This is a genomic window from Marinobacter sp. OP 3.4 (assembly GCF_036224885.1).
GTDB lineage: Bacteria > Pseudomonadota > Gammaproteobacteria > Pseudomonadales > Oleiphilaceae > Marinobacter.
Map to the genome: position 1 here is coordinate 63,439 of NZ_JAVVLT010000113.1, position 16,284 is coordinate 79,722.

The window sequence follows — 16,284 nt, forward strand, 5'->3', positions numbered from 1 at the left end:
ATCCGGGATCCGGAAGATGACGCCCCTCTGCTAATCATCGCCAATGACAACCGGTTCTATTACGAGCTTGATCATCGAATGATGCCCCTGCGCCTGTGGTCCGAGGACGGAAACCTCGTGTGGCAGGGCAATGCTGATGCCTGGGGCGGTGTCCAGCCACATAAGACAGAAACTTCGATCCATCAACCGATACGACTACCGGGCCAGTTTGAGGACGAACTGACGGGCATCGTCCAGAACCGGTTCCGGGACTACAGCCCGGGATCAGGGCGATATCTCAATCCTGATCCGCTTGGACTGCAAGGGGGGCTCAGTTCGTATCGCTACACCAGGAACCCGCTCGATTACATCGACCCGTTGGGTTTGAGTGGCTGTGATACGTCCGGCGTAACTCTAGGGCAGGCTGCGCTTGGTGAAGACGGGCTTGTCGGAGATGAAGGTCCAGCCTTCCAGAACACTGAACTGGCAGGTGCTGCGGCACTGGCCCGTGCCCCCGCGCCGTCCCCGACGCCAACCACAACAACCGTTACCCGTGTGGCAACAGGCGCAGCGGCGAATGATGCGGTGTATGCTGCTGAACGGTCGTTGTTGTCCAGAGTCACGCCGGTGCTGGGAACACTGGGAACGTTTGTGACGGGTATGCTGTACAGTCCTTCACTGGGCGGCGGTATAGATCGCGTTGTTGGTCCTGATGGAACGGTTTATCAGAAACACGGCAGTGAGCGTATCTTTAATGCTACGGGGCCGGACGGGGCTACTTGGCAGACGGATAATCCTCAGGATGACATAGGCTACAGGACTTGGTTGGCTAATGGTGGAAATGGTACTAAAGAAGATTGGATATCTGATGGGCGGCCCTCTGGAATGATGGAAGAGCTTGGGAAAGGAGATTGGGATTCTCTAGATCCGAGGCAGCAAAGAGCGTTGCTTGAAAAGAAATGGCCATCTGATATCAAGCGGCAACGAGAGCAAAAAAATATACTTGAGGGTATTTTGAGTGAGAGAGGTTAGTTATATGAATGACGATCAGTATGGAAACTACCTTCATGATTTGGGCGTGCTTATAAAAGAGAAGGCACTTGATGCAAAAGTCTCCAAGGAACGGTCTATTGGCCAGGAAAGTGCAGGGTATGATCTTGGTTATCTTATGGCATTTTATGAGGTGGTTTCGCTCATGAAGCAGCAAGCAGATGCTTTTGGTATCGATCCAGATCAAATGGGGTTGGGGGATATAGATCCGGACATTGACCTTCTATGAGTTCTGGGTGGAAGAGGTACGAACTAACGACTGGCAGTGGTAAGAAAGAGGCCGTAACCGACAGGCCTTATGTCAGGAGAAGGTCTATCCGCCGCATCCTGGATAACCAGGGCCCAGATCCATGACCGCTACGGCTGCCTGATCAAGCGGCGCTGGGAAGTCATAAATGGGTTTTAAGGGTGTCTGGTAATATTATGGAGGCAATCTTCACTTTTTCATGGTGTGCCATTAAGTTTATGGGCTATTGGTTGTCAGTGCTTTTGATAGTGCTACTTCCTCTATACGTTTTTGGCTTCCTATATTGGCGGGGTAAGGTCAAAGTTTCTGGCTCTAAGGTGGGCCTTCTTTTGTTTATTGTTTCTATATTGTTATCTATTTTCTTGGTCTTTGTATTTTCTGTGACGACTATTGTTTTGGGTGGGTGGGGTTGATTGGTTTGTAATGGCTATTTCTAGGTCAGGTAATGGCCGGTCTCATAGTCTGGTCCTCTTAATAACGAAAATGGGAGTATTGATGCGCGGCGGTCTCCAGCATCAAGTGAAGCGCCCGGATTAATGAGCATCTGATCAAACATCCTTGGGACTCCAAGAGAAATCATGACTAATGATTTTGGTTTGATAAGGATATCTATTTGAGCCTATTTTTTACGAACAGGAATTTTGTGGTTGTCATGCACATATTGAAAATCTTCTCATTGACGATATTTTTATTGTTGGGCTCTGAAGTGATTCGGCCGGGTATGATGCTAATCCCGGAAAATGGAAGGCTTGAGGCCATTTTCGATCTGGAGTTGGCTTCATCTCTGGTGAGATGGGGTTCGATCGCCTATTTAGGGTTTGAGCTTCTGAGGCTTTTCTCGGGTAAGGCGGTATTGGATGGTTTATCTGCTCTGATTTTCATCTTCTTGTCAGCTTACTTTGTGCGTAACTTTTTCATTATGTGGTAATCCTTGATTTTATGGAGCTGGGGTCAGGGAGTTGGCTCTGGATTAGCGCATGGTTTTAAATACAGACATGGCCTGATGTGAACGAACAGGCGTTGAGGTGCTCTGTTCGGATGACGGTCAACCGATACACTGGCAAACTGGCGCATATCCTACAAGCAAAGAAGACAAGATGAAGACTGTATTATCACGTTCCCTGCGACTGCCCCTACCACTGATCGCAATTCTTCTACTCGCAGCCTGCGACACCGCGCAACTGCTCCCCCCTGATGCCGGCCTCCCCGACGGCAGCACCTTCACTGGCGATATTGAAGAGGGCCGTTTCCACGGCGAGGGCGTCCAGGAATTCAACAGCGGCATGGTGTACCGCGGTGAATTCAGGAATGGGTACTGGCATGGTCAGGGTGTGCTGGAATCCCCGGCGGGTTGGCGCTACGAGGGCAGTTTCAGGGAAGGCATGATGTCGGGCCAGGGTGTGCTTGAGGATTTGCACAGCCGCTATGAGGGTGGTTTCCGGAAGGATAACTTCCACGGCCATGGTCGTTACGAGTCCGGTCACAGCGTTTACGTGGCGGAGTTTGCCGATGGCAGCCCCTTGAAGGGCATGCATATCGACGAGTACGGGACCTACCAGGGGGAATTCCGTGACTGGTATTACCACGGTGAGGGAACCTATTACTATTCCGGGGAATCGGCGGATATGGGCAGCCTCTCGGGCACCTGGGAAGAGGGTGAGTTTGTCGGAGGGGATGAATACATCCCCGAAGCACCGGTTCCGGAGGAACCCGCAGAAGCGCTCACCGAAACGATTCTGGCCGAGGATCGTCAGCGCCTGGACCAGCAGATCGATAACCTGGCACCGGAGCGTCCGGGTGTGACGGACGCTTACTTCCTTGCCGTGGGTGGCGACGGCACCGAGTCCGTTTTCATGCGCGACATCGAGGTCGCCAGGAAAGGCGTGCAGGCGCTGTTCGATACTGAGAATCGCGCCATCATGCTGCTCAACCACCGGGATTACGAATCCCTTCCCCTGGCAACCAGGCCTTCCATTGAAACGGCACTGGAGGCTCTGGACCAGCACATGAATCCGGACGAGGATCTGCTGGTCATCCACCTGGTCAGCCATGGCGGAAGCGACGGGCAGTTGGTGTTGCGACAGCCCGGCATCGATCTGCCGGACCTGTCGCCGGAAGCGTTTGCAACGATGCTGGAGTCGCTGGAGGTCCGCCGGAAGCTACTGGTGGTGTCGGCCTGCTACTCCGGCCACTGGGTGGATCAGCTCGAGGACAGCAACACGTTGATCATGACCTCCGCTCGCAAAGACCGCACCTCGTTCGGGTGCGGCGATGACTCGAAAATGACCTGGTTTACCAAGGCGGTGTACCGAAGCGTGGGCCTGTCACTCACCGACCCGGACGCCATGTTCGACCAGATCAGCAAGCAGATCAGGGTGTGGGAGAAAGAGATCGGTATGGAGGAGGATGACTGGTCCTATCCCCAGTACCATCTTGGCACGAACTTCCAGCAATGGTTGGTGGAAGGTGTTTCCGCGAAGGCGGAATGATCCATGCCGGCTATGTCAGTAGCGGGGCCTCGTTCCATCCCTTGTGGAGGTAATAGAGCACCGCAAACGCGATCAGGGTGCCAATTGGCACGTTGACCAGCGAAAGGAATGCCAGGAGAGCGCCAGCATTGCGTGCCCATTGTCGGTGTTTCTTCAGGGCACTGCCTACCCACAGGTAGAGAACAGAGAGCAAAAACAGCACGCCGGTAATGGACACAAGCAGGGTGATTTCGCTTGAGCCGACCCTGCCGGCCCCTTCAGCCATCATCGGTATAGCTACCGCTACTCCAATCAGCGCGGTCATGATGAGACTGAGCCAGCCGAGCAGTGTGAAAACGCGCCCGGCCTTTCTGGTAAAGGTGATCTGTCGGTTCGAGAACATGTAAGCTCCTTTTACATTGCGTTCCATCCAGGCTAACCAGCCTATCGCAGTTCAGGTGGACGGGTACCGAACTAGGGCAAATATTCGTGAACCGCGTCGCGCATCAGCAGGCTACGCTGGTATCGGTAGCCGGACTTGTCGCGACACTCGCACCTGCGTTGCAGGTGGGCCTTGTAGTCTTCGGGGCTCAGGTCGATGGCTTCCAGCTCCGCCAGCAAACGTTCGGTATCCCGGGTGGGTGGTTCGCGGGTCAGGCCTTCCTGGCTTTCCTCACGGTGCACCATCAGTAACTGGGCCAGATAATCCGCTTTCTCCTTGTCGTAATAGTAGCGGTAGTCTTCGCCTTCATCGGATTCCAGCGTGGCAATGGCGGCCTCCAGGTCGGCCCTGGCGCTGGCATGGTCGTTGAGCTTCAAGTGGGCCCAGGCGCGTCGTTCCGACAGGTCGGGTTCCGTGTCCGGCGGGTCGAGGAGTTCGTCCGCCAGTGCCAGGGCCCTGGTGTGCTCGCCCTGGTCAAGGTACAGGTCGATCAGCTGATTGGCGGATGTCTGCAGCAGGTAAGGGCGGGAGAATTCGTCCATGTCCCTGGCCACCGACATGCTTTCCTGCAGCCGGCTTACGGCCGCAGAGGGGTTTTCCAGTTTGGAGTAGATCCGGGCCTGATGGTTCAGGTTATAGATCAGTTTGTAGGCGAGGCCGTAGTCATTGTCGCCCGCCGACAGTTGCCGCCAGAGAGCTTCGGCGTCCTTGAGATGCGCCAGTGCCTTTTCGGGCGCATCGTCTGCTTCCGCGATGCTGGCGAGCTGGTCCAGCACTTCGGCGTGGCCGTCAATGGCTTCAACCGTTGGCTCATTGAGCTGATAGAGCTCCACGGCCTGGTGCAGATCCTTGATGACGTCTTTCCGCAACTGCTCAAGGGCTTCCGTATCGTCGCCTGCCAGTTCCTCGTCGTAGTAGTGGGCGATCTCGGCCGACAGGTGCAGGTTCCGGGCCATCAACAGTGATTCCGACTGGTCCAGTCTGGCCAGCAATGCCCGGGAGTCGTCCAGATACTCCCGAGCTTTCTGGAAGTGGTCCATGTAATAGGCGTCCCGGGCGGCGGAGTGAAGCAACTGTGCCCGCGTTGCGTCGTCCTCCGTCTCCGCGATGCGGGCTTCCCAGTCTACGGTCTCGTAGTCATTGAACGGCCAGTCCACGATACCGTGGTAGGCGGCGGCTACCGGTGTTCCCAGCAGGAAGAGCAGGTACAGGGTCAGCCCGATAACGCTGTCCCGCAGTGTTGGTGTGGGCTCCTTGATCCGCTTGGCCAACCCCCTGGCAAGCTGGAAGCGGCCATGGAAGGGCAGGATGGTCCGCGTGGCCTCGAAGCCCTGGTAGATGTCATGCAGGGAAGGTGTCTCTCCGGTCTTCCGCCCATCCCGGGCACTACGCCGGATATGGGCGAGTACCTGTGCTTCCCGGTACTGGTGAACCAGGCCGAACGCCAGCAGTATGCCGATACCGGCCAGCAACGGCTCGGACAGCCACCAGGCCAGCCCGAAGAAGGCCAGCATACTGATCCCGCCGAAGGCGGCCTGGAGTCCGGGCCAGCGCTGGAACACCAGGAGATTGGCCACCTGGCCGCCGTCGAGGGGGTAGATGGGCAGCAGGTTGAAGAAGTTGATGAACAGCAACATGAAAATCAATGTACTCATCCACTCCGGGCTCCACTCGGGGTAGGTGAGCCAGAGTGCAGCCCCAAGCACGATACCGGGCACCGGTCCTGCCAGGGCGATGAAGGTGCCCTGCAGGGGCGAGGCGCCCTCTTTTTCGCCCCGGGCAATGGCGCCCAGGAACGGGATGAACAGCACCTGCAAACGCTGGAATCCACACAGCCGCATGGCCGCTATATGGCCCATTTCGTGGAAGAACAGGACTGCGACAAGGACGATTACGGCGGTCAGGTCCAGCCGCATACCGAAGCTGATCATGAACAGCACCAGGGAAACCAGTAGCAGGCCCAGCTTGTGGGAAGCGGGCGCGGGTTTGCGGGCCATATCCGCTTCGTTGTTCGCGTGGGCAATCACGGAAACCCGGGGATCGGGAAACCGCGGCGCCTGTGGATCACTGCTTGCCGTTGACCGGGCGAGTTTGCGTCCTGCCTTCTGGATACGTCGGATGAGGCGCCAGGCTCCCAGGTGGCTGAATCGGTGGCCGGCTTCCCGATTGTCCCTGGTGAGGTCTCCACGGTGGCTGAGTTCGACCGCCAGGCCGTCGAAGAAGCCATGACCATGTCGGCAGAAATCGCTGGCGGACACTTCCCTTGCGTTGGCTGCCTGACCGGAAACACGGTTCCGGTGGTAGTCCCAGAGTTCGTCCAGGGTATTCAGGTAAGGATCTTCCCACTGGTAGCCCTGGGGTGTTGCGCCCAGGACATGGCGAATGCGGTTGGTGGTGTAGAGGATGTCACCGCTGCCGGGGAAGTGGAGGAATTCCACGTTGAACTCATGGCCGGGTTCGGGCTGCGGGTGAATGGTGACTTCGCCGTAGCTACCGGTATCGGGATGGAAAAGCACGAGGGCGTGAAGGGTGTTGTCCGGGTGACTCAGCGGCGGGTTGATTACCAGCCAGAAGCGGGGTTCGAAGCCCAGGGCTTCCAGTTCGCGCGCTTTCTCCTCCACAAGGGACTTTTCGTCCAAGGGGACACGATGGGCATCAATGGGCGTGAAAACAGGGGCCTGCTTCCAGCGCATGCTTCGGATCTGGCGATAGGCGGTTACGAACATCGCTCCGAAGGCGACGGCCACCAGGAGTACGGCGATGATAACAGTCTGCATCATGGGTCCAGGCTTTCCCTGCTCTGCTTGAAATCAGACTGACATTAACGGATATCCATGATCAGTTCTGCCATCCATGACACATCCACGGGAATGGCATGGGGATCGGGCCAAATTGGGCCAGGCTGAATCAATCCGGTTGAGTGGCCGTGTCTATCCGGTCAGAACACCGGATTATGACGCTGCCCGCAACGGGCGAGGTGGTTGGAGATGTCTCCCAGGCACTCGAAGAACTTGCGGGTATCGCCGGTTGAGCGCTGGCAGTTGCCGACCGTGATATTGCCTGCCATATCGTCGATCTGTTTCATGCCGTTGTTGTACTCCTCTCGCGACATGTGGCCGGTATCCAGGTTGCGTTGACCCACTTCCCTCATGCTGTCGATCCAGTCCTGGCCATTGGACACCGATGTCGGGCAGTCCAGGCCTTCACCAGCTCCGGACGAAGCCATGGACGGACTGTGACTGGAGTGGCCGGAACCGGAACGGGTGCTTACCCGCATCTCGCTGGACTTGCCGTCCATGCAGGGCTTGTCGGAGTAGGCGATCCGGCCATCGGTCATCTCGCACTTGTAGACGCCGGCCTGTGTCAGGGAAGACGTGGCCAGCAGGATGATCAGGGCCAGCGGCCGCAAATTCCGTCGTGTCATGAACAGTGTCCTTACAGGATCAGGCCGAACCACGTGGGCCATGCCGGGTTTGTTGGAGTGGGGGAAAGTTTATCGGAGAGGCTGTCAGGGGCGGAGCTTCACATTGTCAATTGATGTAAAAGCCTTCCGGTTTATGAACCCGGTTCACTTTTCCGGTGGCTCCCGGAGATCGCCGCGTGGCGTTTGCGACGGGTCGATGGAACAATGTGCCGGGTGATTTTGGCCGCATTCACTGTTACATTCGTGTCATCCAAAGGCCGTTATTCCAGGGACGGGAGACCATGGAAAGGAATGATGTACAAGGCCAGAGAAGGCCGCTCAAGGTTCGACAGAAACAGTGGACTGGCCGGTTCGCCCGTTGGCTGGCGCAGCGTGAGATCACCCCCAACCAGATTTCCCTGGCGAGCGTCCTGTTTGCGCTGCTGGGGGCCGGTGCCTTCCTGGTCAGTGGCCTGCTTGATGGCGGGTGGCGCTGGCTGTTCCTGCTGCTGGCGGCGGCGATGATCCAGGGCCGCCTGCTGTGCAACCTGTTTGATGGCATGGTGGCGGTCGAGGGGGGCAAGAGTACGCCCGCCGGCGAACTGTTCAACGATGTGCCGGACCGGGTCAGTGACGCCCTGTTGCTGGTGGCCCTGGGGTACTCACTGCCGGGGTTCGACTCCGCGCCCTGGCTCGGCTGGCTGGGGGCATTGCTGGCGGTGCTTACCGCCTATGTGCGGGTGCTGGGCAGTTCCCTTGGGGTGCCGGCGGATTTCCGGGGACCCATGGCGAAGCAGCATCGCATGGCGGTGCTCACCGTTGCGTGTGTGCTGTCTGTCCTCGACGTTACCTGGGCGGTGCCGGGCATGGCCATGTGGCTGGCCCTGGTGCTGATTGCCGTGGGCAGCGTGGCCACCTGTGCCCGGCGGTTGATGGGCATCCATGACGCACTCAGCCGGGGGGAGGGATAAACCATGGACCTGTCCTTCCTGCTGATCCTGTCGCTACCCGCCAGTATCCAGTATGCCATGCTGGCGGTGTTCCTGCTGCTGGTCATCGGCTCGGTGGCGGAACGGTTACTGGCAAGCCGCATGGCGGCGGAGGCCCACCGGGAGTTGCGCCAGCGTATCAACTCCTGGTGGATCATGGTGGGCGTGGTGTTCGTGGTGCTGATCATCGGTCGTGGGGCGTCGCTGGCCTTCTTTGCTGTGCTGAGCTTCCTGGCGCTGCGGGAGTTCTTCTCCATACTCCCCGTTCGCCATACGGACCGCCGCGTGATCCTGGCCCTGTACCTGATGATCCCGGTGCAGTACTACTGGGTCGCCCTGGACTGGTACGGGGTGTTCATCATCTTCATCCCGGTCTACCTGTTCCTGTTCATTCCCTTCGCCCTGCTGATGCTGGGGGAAACCCGGGGCTTTATCCGGTCCGCCACTTCTTACCAATGGGCGGTGATGACCACGGTGTTCGCCATCAGCCATATTGCCTACCTGCTGATCCTGCCCGGGGAGCGCAACCCGGCGGGTGGGCCCATCGGGCTGGTGCTCTACCTGCTGTTCCTGACCCAGTTCAACGACGTGGCCCAGTACCTCTGGGGCAAGACCCTGGGCAAGCGCAAGATCGTGCCGAAGATCAGCCCCAACAAGACCTGGGCCGGCTTCCTGGGGGGCGTGGGTACCACCATGGTACTGGCGATGCTGCTGTCCACCTGGCTGACGCCACTGTCCTGGTTCGAAGGGCTGGGGGCCGGCCTGCTGATTGGCGTGGCGGGATTTGTGGGGGACCTGACGGTGTCGGCCACCAAGCGGGACCTGGGTATCAAGGACACCGGGCAGTTGATTCCGGGCCATGGCGGCATCCTCGATCGCATCGACAGCCTGATGTACACGGCGCCGCTGTTCTTCCACTTCATCTACTACCTCAAGTACTGAAGGGGGCGTCATGTTTGGCAACAGCCTGAAAAAACTGTTCTTCCTGCTGCTGGTCAAGCCGGTGGTGTTCATCGTGCTGGGGCTCAACCTGTATAACCGCGAGCGCCTTCCCCGCTCCGGCCCGGCCATCATTGCGGCCAATCACAACAGCCACCTGGACACCATGGTGCTGATGGCGCTGTTTCCCATCCGCCAGTTGCCGAAGGTGCGACCGGTGGCGGCGGCCGATTATTTCCTGCGCAACCGGCTGCTGGCCTGGTTCGCCCTTCGGGTGATCGGCATTATTCCCCTGGACCGGCAGGGTGGCGCGTCAAGGGAGGAACTGTTTGCCGAGTGCCAGGCCGCCCTGGACAACGGTGAGATCCTGCTGCTGTTTCCGGAGGGCAGTCGGGGTGATCCGGAAAAGATGCAACCCCTGCGCAAGGGGGTCTATCACCTGGCCCGCAGCGTGGCCGGTGTCAACGTGACCACGGTGGTGATGCACGGGCTTGGCCGTGCCATGCCCAAGGGGGGCTCCATGATCGTGCCGTTCAACTGCGATGTCGTCGTCGGCGAGGCCCATGTGCCCGGTGACAGCGCTGATGAGTTCATTGACCGGCTCAGCGTGGCATTCGATGAGCAACTGGCCCGGTGCCTGACCCGGCGGGTGGAGGAGTAGCGCCACTGCCGGCGGGTCAGGCATCCCCTTTCTGCTGATCACCGTCGGGCTGGCCGGGATTCCAGGCCCCCGACGCCGTGCGGATGTGGATATCCCGCTGCGGGAAGGGGATCTCGACGCCCGCCTCGTGCAGTGACCGGGTAATGGCGGAATGCAGCTCGTGGGACAACGGCATGAAGTCCAGCAGATCCCGCACGAACACCCGCACCTCGAAGTTCACGCTGCTGTCCCCAAAGCCCACGCAGAACACCGCTGGCGCCGGATCGTCCACCACCCGGTCGTTCTTCAGGGCCACGTCGTAGAGCAGGTCGCGTACCTTGTCCACATCCGAACCGAATGCGACGCCCACGCGGATGATGACCCGGGTGATGGGGTCGGACAGGGTCCAGTTGGTCAGGTCCTGGGTCACGAACGTCTTGTTGGGGATGATCTGCTCCTTGCGGTCCCAGTCCACCAGGGTGGTGGCGCGGATGCGGATACGGGAGACGGTGCCGGTGGTGGTGCCGATGGACACGGTATCCCCCACGCGGATGGGGCGCTCGAACAGCAGGATGATGCCGGAAACGAAGTTGGCCACGATTTCCTGCAGGCCAAAGCCCAGGCCAACGCCGAGGGCCGCCACCAGCCATTGCAGCTTGGACCACTGCAGGCCGATCACTGCCAGCGACGCGGCAATGCCGATGAACACGATGACGTAGGTGGCCATGGTGGTGATGGCGTAGCCCGCTCCGGGCTCCAGCTTGAGCCGGCTGAGCACCATGACCTCCAGGGTGCCGGGAAGGTTGCGGGCGGCCAGCACCGTGCCGGCACCAAACAGCAGGGCCATCATCAGGTCACCGAGGGTGATGGGCAACGGGTCGGCCCCTTCGACACCGGTGGTGATGGTCCACAGGGTGATATTGTCGAAGACCTGAAGGGCTGGTATGACATCGGCCCAGAAGACCCACAACACGGCCACCGCCAGGACAACCGCAAGAATCCTGAGCAGCGCCTTGCTCTGCTGGCTGATGTCCTTGAGGTCCATCTCCGGCATGTCCAGGGCGACCGGCACCCCCTCGCCGGAGGATTCCGCCGCCTCCCGGGCTTCCGCCAGCCGGCGTTCGGCGGCCCGCTGCTCCCGCAGGCGATCCAGGGTCAGCCGACGCTCCCTGACCGCCAGCCCCCGCAGGGCCATGTAGTACAGCAGCATGACAAACGCCAGCCAGGAAATGCTGATAAACATCAGGCCTTCCAGTTCCACTGCCGTGTAGTGGTAGCCCCATAATGATGCCAGTGCCAGCAGTATCGGCAGGCCAACGGCGAGGATGTAAGCGCCTTTCAGCAGGCGGCGTTCGGGATGATGGAGGCGCACCGACGACATCACCCGGTGGGCGAACAGGGACAGGGCGGCGGAGGCAATGGCGAACAACAGGCGGCCAAGGCTGTCGTTAAAACTGGCCCCCTGGGGCGTGTTCAGTGGCGCCATGATGATGGTGACGGGAACAAGCACCGCCAGCAGCAGAGGAATATTGCGGCGGATGGCCTGCAGGGAGTCGGCGTTCCAGCGGAAGTGGCGTTCACCCAGTCCTTCCCGGCGGGCCACGGAGTGAAGGGTCCGTAGTAGCAGGGTCACGAATGCCGCGCCGGTCAGGCCTGAAGCCAGGGCCGCAAAGAAGGCGTTACCCTCCTTCAGCAACAGGGCCAGGATGGACAGGAGCAGAACCCCGGGCAAGGCCAGCAATACGCTGAACAGGGCAGCGGCCAGCGTGTGGTGTATCCGGTCCCGGCCCACATTGCCCACATACTGCCCGGAATCGATCAGCGCCCGGACGATGCGCTTGCGCCGGGCCAGCAGCAGGACCACGCCCAGTGTCATCGCCAGGATGCGCAGGCCCCGCTCGGACACCGACCGCTCCAGGGTTTCCATGAGATCGGGCCCCCGGAACCCGGAAAGGAACCAGGTGACACTCTCGTACAGGTGACGGAACAGATCGAGACTGACCGGGTCGGCACTGGGCAGCCAGAACAGCCGTTGCTGCAGCAGTTCCTGGTAATCGTAGAACCGATCCTGCAGGTCGATGACAGTGTTGTAATATTCGTTGAGTGCTTCAATATGCTGGGTGACCGCCGAGTGGAGCTGGGCAATCAGGTCAGTGCGTTTCTGCTTCATACGGTCCCGGCTGGTGGCCTCGGGGGAGGTGACGGCGCCGTATTCCTCGAGGCGAAGCTGTTCCTCCCGCGCCGCGGAAAGCTGCTCGCTGATGCCCTGGGTCAGCCCGGCGGCAACGGTCTGGCTTTCCAGGCGGTCCAGCCGCTGGCGCAGCAGGCGGGCGTACTCCTCGGTCAGGTTGAGGCCGGCTTTCTCCAGGCGTAGCTCGAAACTCTGGTACTCCTGGTTGAGGCGCTCCAGTTGGGACTCGGCGTGGGCCAGCCGCTGGTTCGTGGCCTCCAGCGCTGCCTGGCGTTTATCGAGGGAATCGCGCAACACCTGGATCTGCTGGCGAATATCGGCATTCTCGGCGGCCTGTAGCTGGCTTTCAACGGGCTCTTCCTCGTAGTCTTCCAGGCTTGGCTGTACCGGGTTGGGGGAGGGTTCCGGTGGTGGTGCCTGTTCCTTTTCCCCGTCAGCGTCGGCTGACCCGTTGCCGTCGCCTGCCGGCTGGTTACCCTGTTCGTTGTTCTCGACCTCCCCCGGTTCCGCCTGGCTACCCTCGCTATCCACGGCTTCCCGGGCGCCGGATGGCAGCAGATCGGTGATGGCGGCGGTGGCCGGGCCGGTAGACAGTGCCGCCAGCAGCAGGAGCAGACCAAGGGTGAGGGCGCGGGGTCGTGGCGATGGTGCCGGTTGTCTGGTCATGGTTACGGGAACGTCCTCTGTCTCTCGGGGAGTCGTTACTTTGCCCTGGACAGCGCGCGCCATCCACGATGGTTCCGGATAACCAGTGTAGCCTGATCGGGGCATTGATAAACGGTCAGCATGACCGGAATCTACAGATCGACGGACGTTATGGTGCCGTGTCAAAGGTCCGTCAGTGGTGATTCCTGTTCCGGCCAGGGCGCCTCGAAATAGCCCTCGATAGTGGCTTCCGATACCTCTGCCAATGAACGACAGGACCAGGTCGGGTGCCGGTCCCGGTCGATGACCAGGGCACGGATACCTTCCTGCAGGTCGGGGTGGCAACCGCAGTTGGCGGCCATGGCCAGTTCCATCCGGAAGATATCCTTCAGGGACATCTGCAGGCCATGGGCAAGCTGGCTCTCCAGCAGGCCCAGTGATACCGGGCAGGCCCTGCGGAGGCCGTCCATGCAGGCGTTCCACCAGTCGTCGCCGGGCGGGCTTTCCAGCAGCCTTGCGATTACACGTGACAGCTCATCCCGGCGGCACAGGCGGGCGATATCCTGTTCGTAGAGGGCCAGTTCACTGTCCGGCAGGTTCGATGGATGGGCCTCGCTGGTCTGGTTCAGCAGCCGGAACAGGCGGTTGTCGTCGGCGGCAATCTCGCCGGTCCAGTATTGCTCGCTGATGCGTTCGACAAGCTCATCCTGTCGTTCACGATCAAGTGTCAGGTCGGCCAGTCCCACCCGCATGGCGTCACTGGCATTGAGCCGGGCCCCGGTCAGGCCCATGAACAGGCCGATGCTGCCGGGCAGGCGGTTGAGGAACCAGCTGGCCCCCGCGTCCGGGAACAGGCCGATGGTGGCCTCGGGCATGGCCATGACCGTTTCCGGTGTGATCAGTCGGTAGCGGCTGGCTTGCAGCAGGCCCATGCCGCCGCCCATGGTAATACCTTGGGCCAGGGTGATCACCGGCTTGGGAAAGGTGTGCAGGGTGTAATCCACCCGGTACTCCCGGGCGAATATGTCTGCAACGGCCGTGGATGGTGCTGTTGCCCGGGTGGCCTGGTATACCTCCCGCAGATCGATCCCCGCCGAGAAGGCGCGATCCCCGTTGGCGGTGATCAGAACCAGGCAGATGTCATCGTTTTCGGCCCAGGCATCCAGTTGCGTCTGCAGTCCGGTGAGCATGGCGGTGGACAGGGCATTCAGTTTGTCCGGCGAATTCAGGGTGAGGATGCCGAGGGTGCCGCTTCGGCAGGGGATTTCCCGGGTCTGGATGCTCATGCTGTCTGGCGCAGTCCTTCTGGTTTGTCTTGCAACGCTCGAATCACTTACTTTGGCGATAACTCTACCAGAAATAAAGCGTACGAAGGTCGCAGGTCACAGGCGGATAGACCGACTTGATATGCCTCAACCGCGACTTCCTGAACCTGTGTTATAACATCAAAAAACAGATGGAGAGACCTATGAATGTTGGCAAAGTGGTAATAGCAGGTGCGCTCATGGCGAGCGTGATATGGACTGGTGCGGTTTCCGCCGCCGGTAATCCTGAGGCTGGCAAGGCCAAGGCCGCAGTTTGCGCAGCCTGCCATGGCAGTAATGGTATTGCCCAGATCCCGGGGTATCCCAACCTGGCGGGCCAGAATGAGGCCTACCTTATTTCCGCCCTGAAAGCCTATCGCAGCAAGGAGCGTGGTGGTGGCCAGGCGGTGGTCATGCAGGGACAGGCCGCGGGCCTGAGCGATGAGGATATCGCCAACCTGGCAGCCTATTATGCCAGCCTGCCAGCGGACGGGGGCGAATAGACCAGCCCCTCACCGATGAAAAACCGGCCCTTGCCTGGCCGGTTTTCTGTCTCCCTGCGGTCAGTACCCCCCGCTGACGATCCGGTAACTGGGGATATAGGCGGAGCCACCAGGCAGTTTCATGCGATCCTGGGCCACGAAGGCCGCCAGCATCTCTTCCAGGGGATCCAGCAACACCGGGTCGCCGGCAATCTCGAACGGACCTTTCGCCTGCACCTGGCGGATGCCGTCCGCTTTCACGTTGCCCGCCACAATGCCACTGAATGCCTTGCGCAGGTTGGCCGCGATCAGGTGTGCCGGCTGTTCGGTGTGCAGGTCCAGGGCCCGCATACTGACGTGGGTGGGGTCGAAGGGTAGCTGGAACACCGGGTCGATTTTCAGCATCCAGTTGAAGTGGTAGGCGTCCTGCATGGCCCGGCGGAAGGTCTCCACTTCGGTGACGCCTTTCTTCATGGTCTGGGCCACCCGTTCCGGGTCGTCGATGATGATCTCGTACTTCTCCGCCGCCTTGTCCCCCAGGGCGTTGCGGATAAAGCGGTCGATCATCTCGAAATACTCGGCATTCTCCTTCAGGCCGGTGAACACCACCGGGAAGGGGATATCGGCATTGTCCGGGTGCAGCAGGATGCCCAGCAGGTAGAGGATTTCCTCCGCGGTGCCCACGCCACCGGGGAACACGATGATGCCATGGCCGGCCCGCACGAAGGCCTCCAGGCGCTTCTCGATATCCGGCAGGATCACCAGCTCGTTGACGATGGGGTTGGGGGCCTCGGCCCCGATAATGCCCGGTTCGGTGATGCCGATGTAGCGGCCATTCTTCACCCGCTGTTTGGCGTGGCCAATGGTGGCGCCCTTCATGGGACCCTTCATGGCGCCCGGACCACAGCCGGTGCAGATGCTCAGGCCACGAAGGCCCAACTGGTGCCCCACTTCCTTGCTGTAGGTGTATTCCTCGCGACTGATGGAGTGACCGCCCCAGCACACCACCAGGTCGGGCTGGCGGCCCGCCTGCAGGGCGCGGGCATTGCGCAGCACGTGGAAGATCAGGTTGGTGATGTCTTCCGGGTTGTCCCGGCGGAAACCGGCCACCGAGGAGGGAATGGTATTCGAGTAGACCAGGTCCCTGAGCACTGCAAACAGGTGTTCACGGATGGCCCGCAGCATTTCCCCGTCCACGAAGGCGCTGGCCGGTGCATTCACCACTTCCAGCTTGAGGCCCCGGGGCTGGGGCACCAGCCGGATGTCGAAGTCGGCGTAGGCCTCCATCAGGTCCTTGCAGTCGTCGGTCTCCGCGCCGGTATTGAGCACGGCCAGCGCGCACTGACGGAACAACTGGTAGAGGCCACCCTCGCTCCGGTCCTTGAGGCGGTTGACCTCGTGGTTGGACAGGATCTCGAGGCTGCCCTCCGGTGAAACGAGGGCATTGACCGTGGGTTGTTTCTGCATTCCAGGCATCCTTTCTGATTTCGGCAAGGCCGGATTTT

14 protein-coding genes are annotated in these 16,284 nt (G+C 60.2%); 8 read left to right on the forward strand and 6 right to left on the reverse strand.

Going from position 1 to position 16,284, the window contains the following annotated elements:
* Positions 1 to 36: 36 nt before the first annotated feature.
* The 4 genes from RO069_RS19260 to RO069_RS19275 all read left to right on the forward strand — a co-directional run bounded on the left by RO069_RS19260 (position 37) and on the right by RO069_RS19275 (position 3,765).
* Entirely contained in the window at positions 37 to 1,011 is a 975-nt protein-coding gene (locus RO069_RS19260; RefSeq protein ID WP_328189731.1) for an RHS repeat-associated core domain-containing protein, read from the forward strand.
* A gap of 4 nt (positions 1,012 to 1,015) precedes the next feature.
* Positions 1,016 to 1,258 carry a hypothetical protein gene (locus RO069_RS19265; protein WP_328189684.1) on the forward strand — a complete coding sequence of 81 codons (243 nt, stop codon included), beginning with the start codon at positions 1,016 to 1,018 and terminating at the stop codon, positions 1,256 to 1,258.
* 670 nt (positions 1,259 to 1,928) lie between these two features.
* On the forward strand, positions 1,929 to 2,204 hold the full coding sequence (locus tag RO069_RS19270) for a hypothetical protein (RefSeq protein ID WP_328189685.1): 276 nt from the start codon (positions 1,929 to 1,931) through the stop codon (positions 2,202 to 2,204).
* A 169-nt stretch (positions 2,205 to 2,373) separates the two neighbouring features.
* Positions 2,374 to 3,765 (forward strand): C13 family peptidase, encoded by a 1,392-nt coding sequence (locus tag RO069_RS19275; protein WP_328189686.1) that lies wholly within the window; start codon positions 2,374 to 2,376, stop codon positions 3,763 to 3,765.
* A 10-nt stretch (positions 3,766 to 3,775) separates the two neighbouring features.
* Here RO069_RS19275 and RO069_RS19280 read toward each other — a convergent pair whose 3' ends face one another.
* From RO069_RS19280 to RO069_RS19290, 3 genes are all read right to left on the reverse strand, one after another.
* Positions 3,776 to 4,147 (reverse strand): hypothetical protein, encoded by a 372-nt coding sequence (locus RO069_RS19280; protein ID WP_328189687.1) that lies wholly within the window; start codon positions 4,145 to 4,147, stop codon positions 3,776 to 3,778.
* 71 nt (positions 4,148 to 4,218) lie between these two features.
* Complete coding sequence (locus RO069_RS19285) at positions 4,219 to 6,966, reverse strand: site-2 protease family protein (protein WP_328189688.1); 2,748 nt, start codon at positions 6,964 to 6,966, stop codon at positions 4,219 to 4,221.
* 158 nt (positions 6,967 to 7,124) lie between these two features.
* A complete protein-coding gene (locus RO069_RS19290; protein ID WP_328189689.1) occupies positions 7,125 to 7,610 on the reverse strand; it encodes a DUF4124 domain-containing protein in 486 nt (161 codons plus the stop codon).
* A gap of 281 nt (positions 7,611 to 7,891) precedes the next feature.
* Between RO069_RS19290 and RO069_RS19295 the strand changes: the two genes are divergently transcribed.
* From RO069_RS19295 to RO069_RS19305, 3 genes are read left to right on the forward strand one after another with little or no spacing between them, the layout of a single operon-like run.
* Positions 7,892 to 8,560 (forward strand): CDP-alcohol phosphatidyltransferase family protein, encoded by a 669-nt coding sequence (locus tag RO069_RS19295; RefSeq protein ID WP_328189690.1) that lies wholly within the window; start codon positions 7,892 to 7,894, stop codon positions 8,558 to 8,560.
* A gap of 3 nt (positions 8,561 to 8,563) precedes the next feature.
* Positions 8,564 to 9,520 carry a phosphatidate cytidylyltransferase gene (locus tag RO069_RS19300; protein WP_328189691.1) on the forward strand — a complete coding sequence of 319 codons (957 nt, stop codon included), beginning with the start codon at positions 8,564 to 8,566 and terminating at the stop codon, positions 9,518 to 9,520.
* Between the two features lie 10 nt (positions 9,521 to 9,530).
* Positions 9,531 to 10,178, forward strand: coding sequence for a lysophospholipid acyltransferase family protein (locus RO069_RS19305; RefSeq protein ID WP_328189692.1), 648 nt, complete (start codon positions 9,531 to 9,533; stop codon positions 10,176 to 10,178).
* Between the two features lie 16 nt (positions 10,179 to 10,194).
* On the opposite strand, the gene RO069_RS19310 is transcribed toward RO069_RS19305, so the two are convergent.
* Positions 10,195 to 13,014 carry a mechanosensitive ion channel domain-containing protein gene (locus RO069_RS19310; RefSeq protein ID WP_328189693.1) on the reverse strand — a complete coding sequence of 940 codons (2,820 nt, stop codon included), beginning with the start codon at positions 13,012 to 13,014 and terminating at the stop codon, positions 10,195 to 10,197.
* A gap of 161 nt (positions 13,015 to 13,175) precedes the next feature.
* Positions 13,176 to 14,279: an enoyl-CoA hydratase/isomerase family protein gene (locus RO069_RS19315; RefSeq protein WP_328189694.1), complete on the reverse strand. Its 1,104-nt coding sequence runs from the start codon at positions 14,277 to 14,279 to the stop codon at positions 13,176 to 13,178.
* Between the two features lie 218 nt (positions 14,280 to 14,497).
* Here RO069_RS19315 and RO069_RS19320 point away from each other — a divergent pair, with 218 nt between their 5' ends.
* Positions 14,498 to 14,800 (forward strand): c-type cytochrome, encoded by a 303-nt coding sequence (locus RO069_RS19320; protein ID WP_328189695.1) that lies wholly within the window; start codon positions 14,498 to 14,500, stop codon positions 14,798 to 14,800.
* Between the two features lie 60 nt (positions 14,801 to 14,860).
* On the opposite strand, the gene ppnN is transcribed toward RO069_RS19320, so the two are convergent.
* Positions 14,861 to 16,246, reverse strand: a complete 1,386-nt coding sequence (gene ppnN, locus RO069_RS19325) for a nucleotide 5'-monophosphate nucleosidase PpnN (RefSeq protein ID WP_328189696.1) — start codon at positions 16,244 to 16,246, stop codon at positions 14,861 to 14,863.
* Positions 16,247 to 16,284 lie beyond the last annotated feature (38 nt).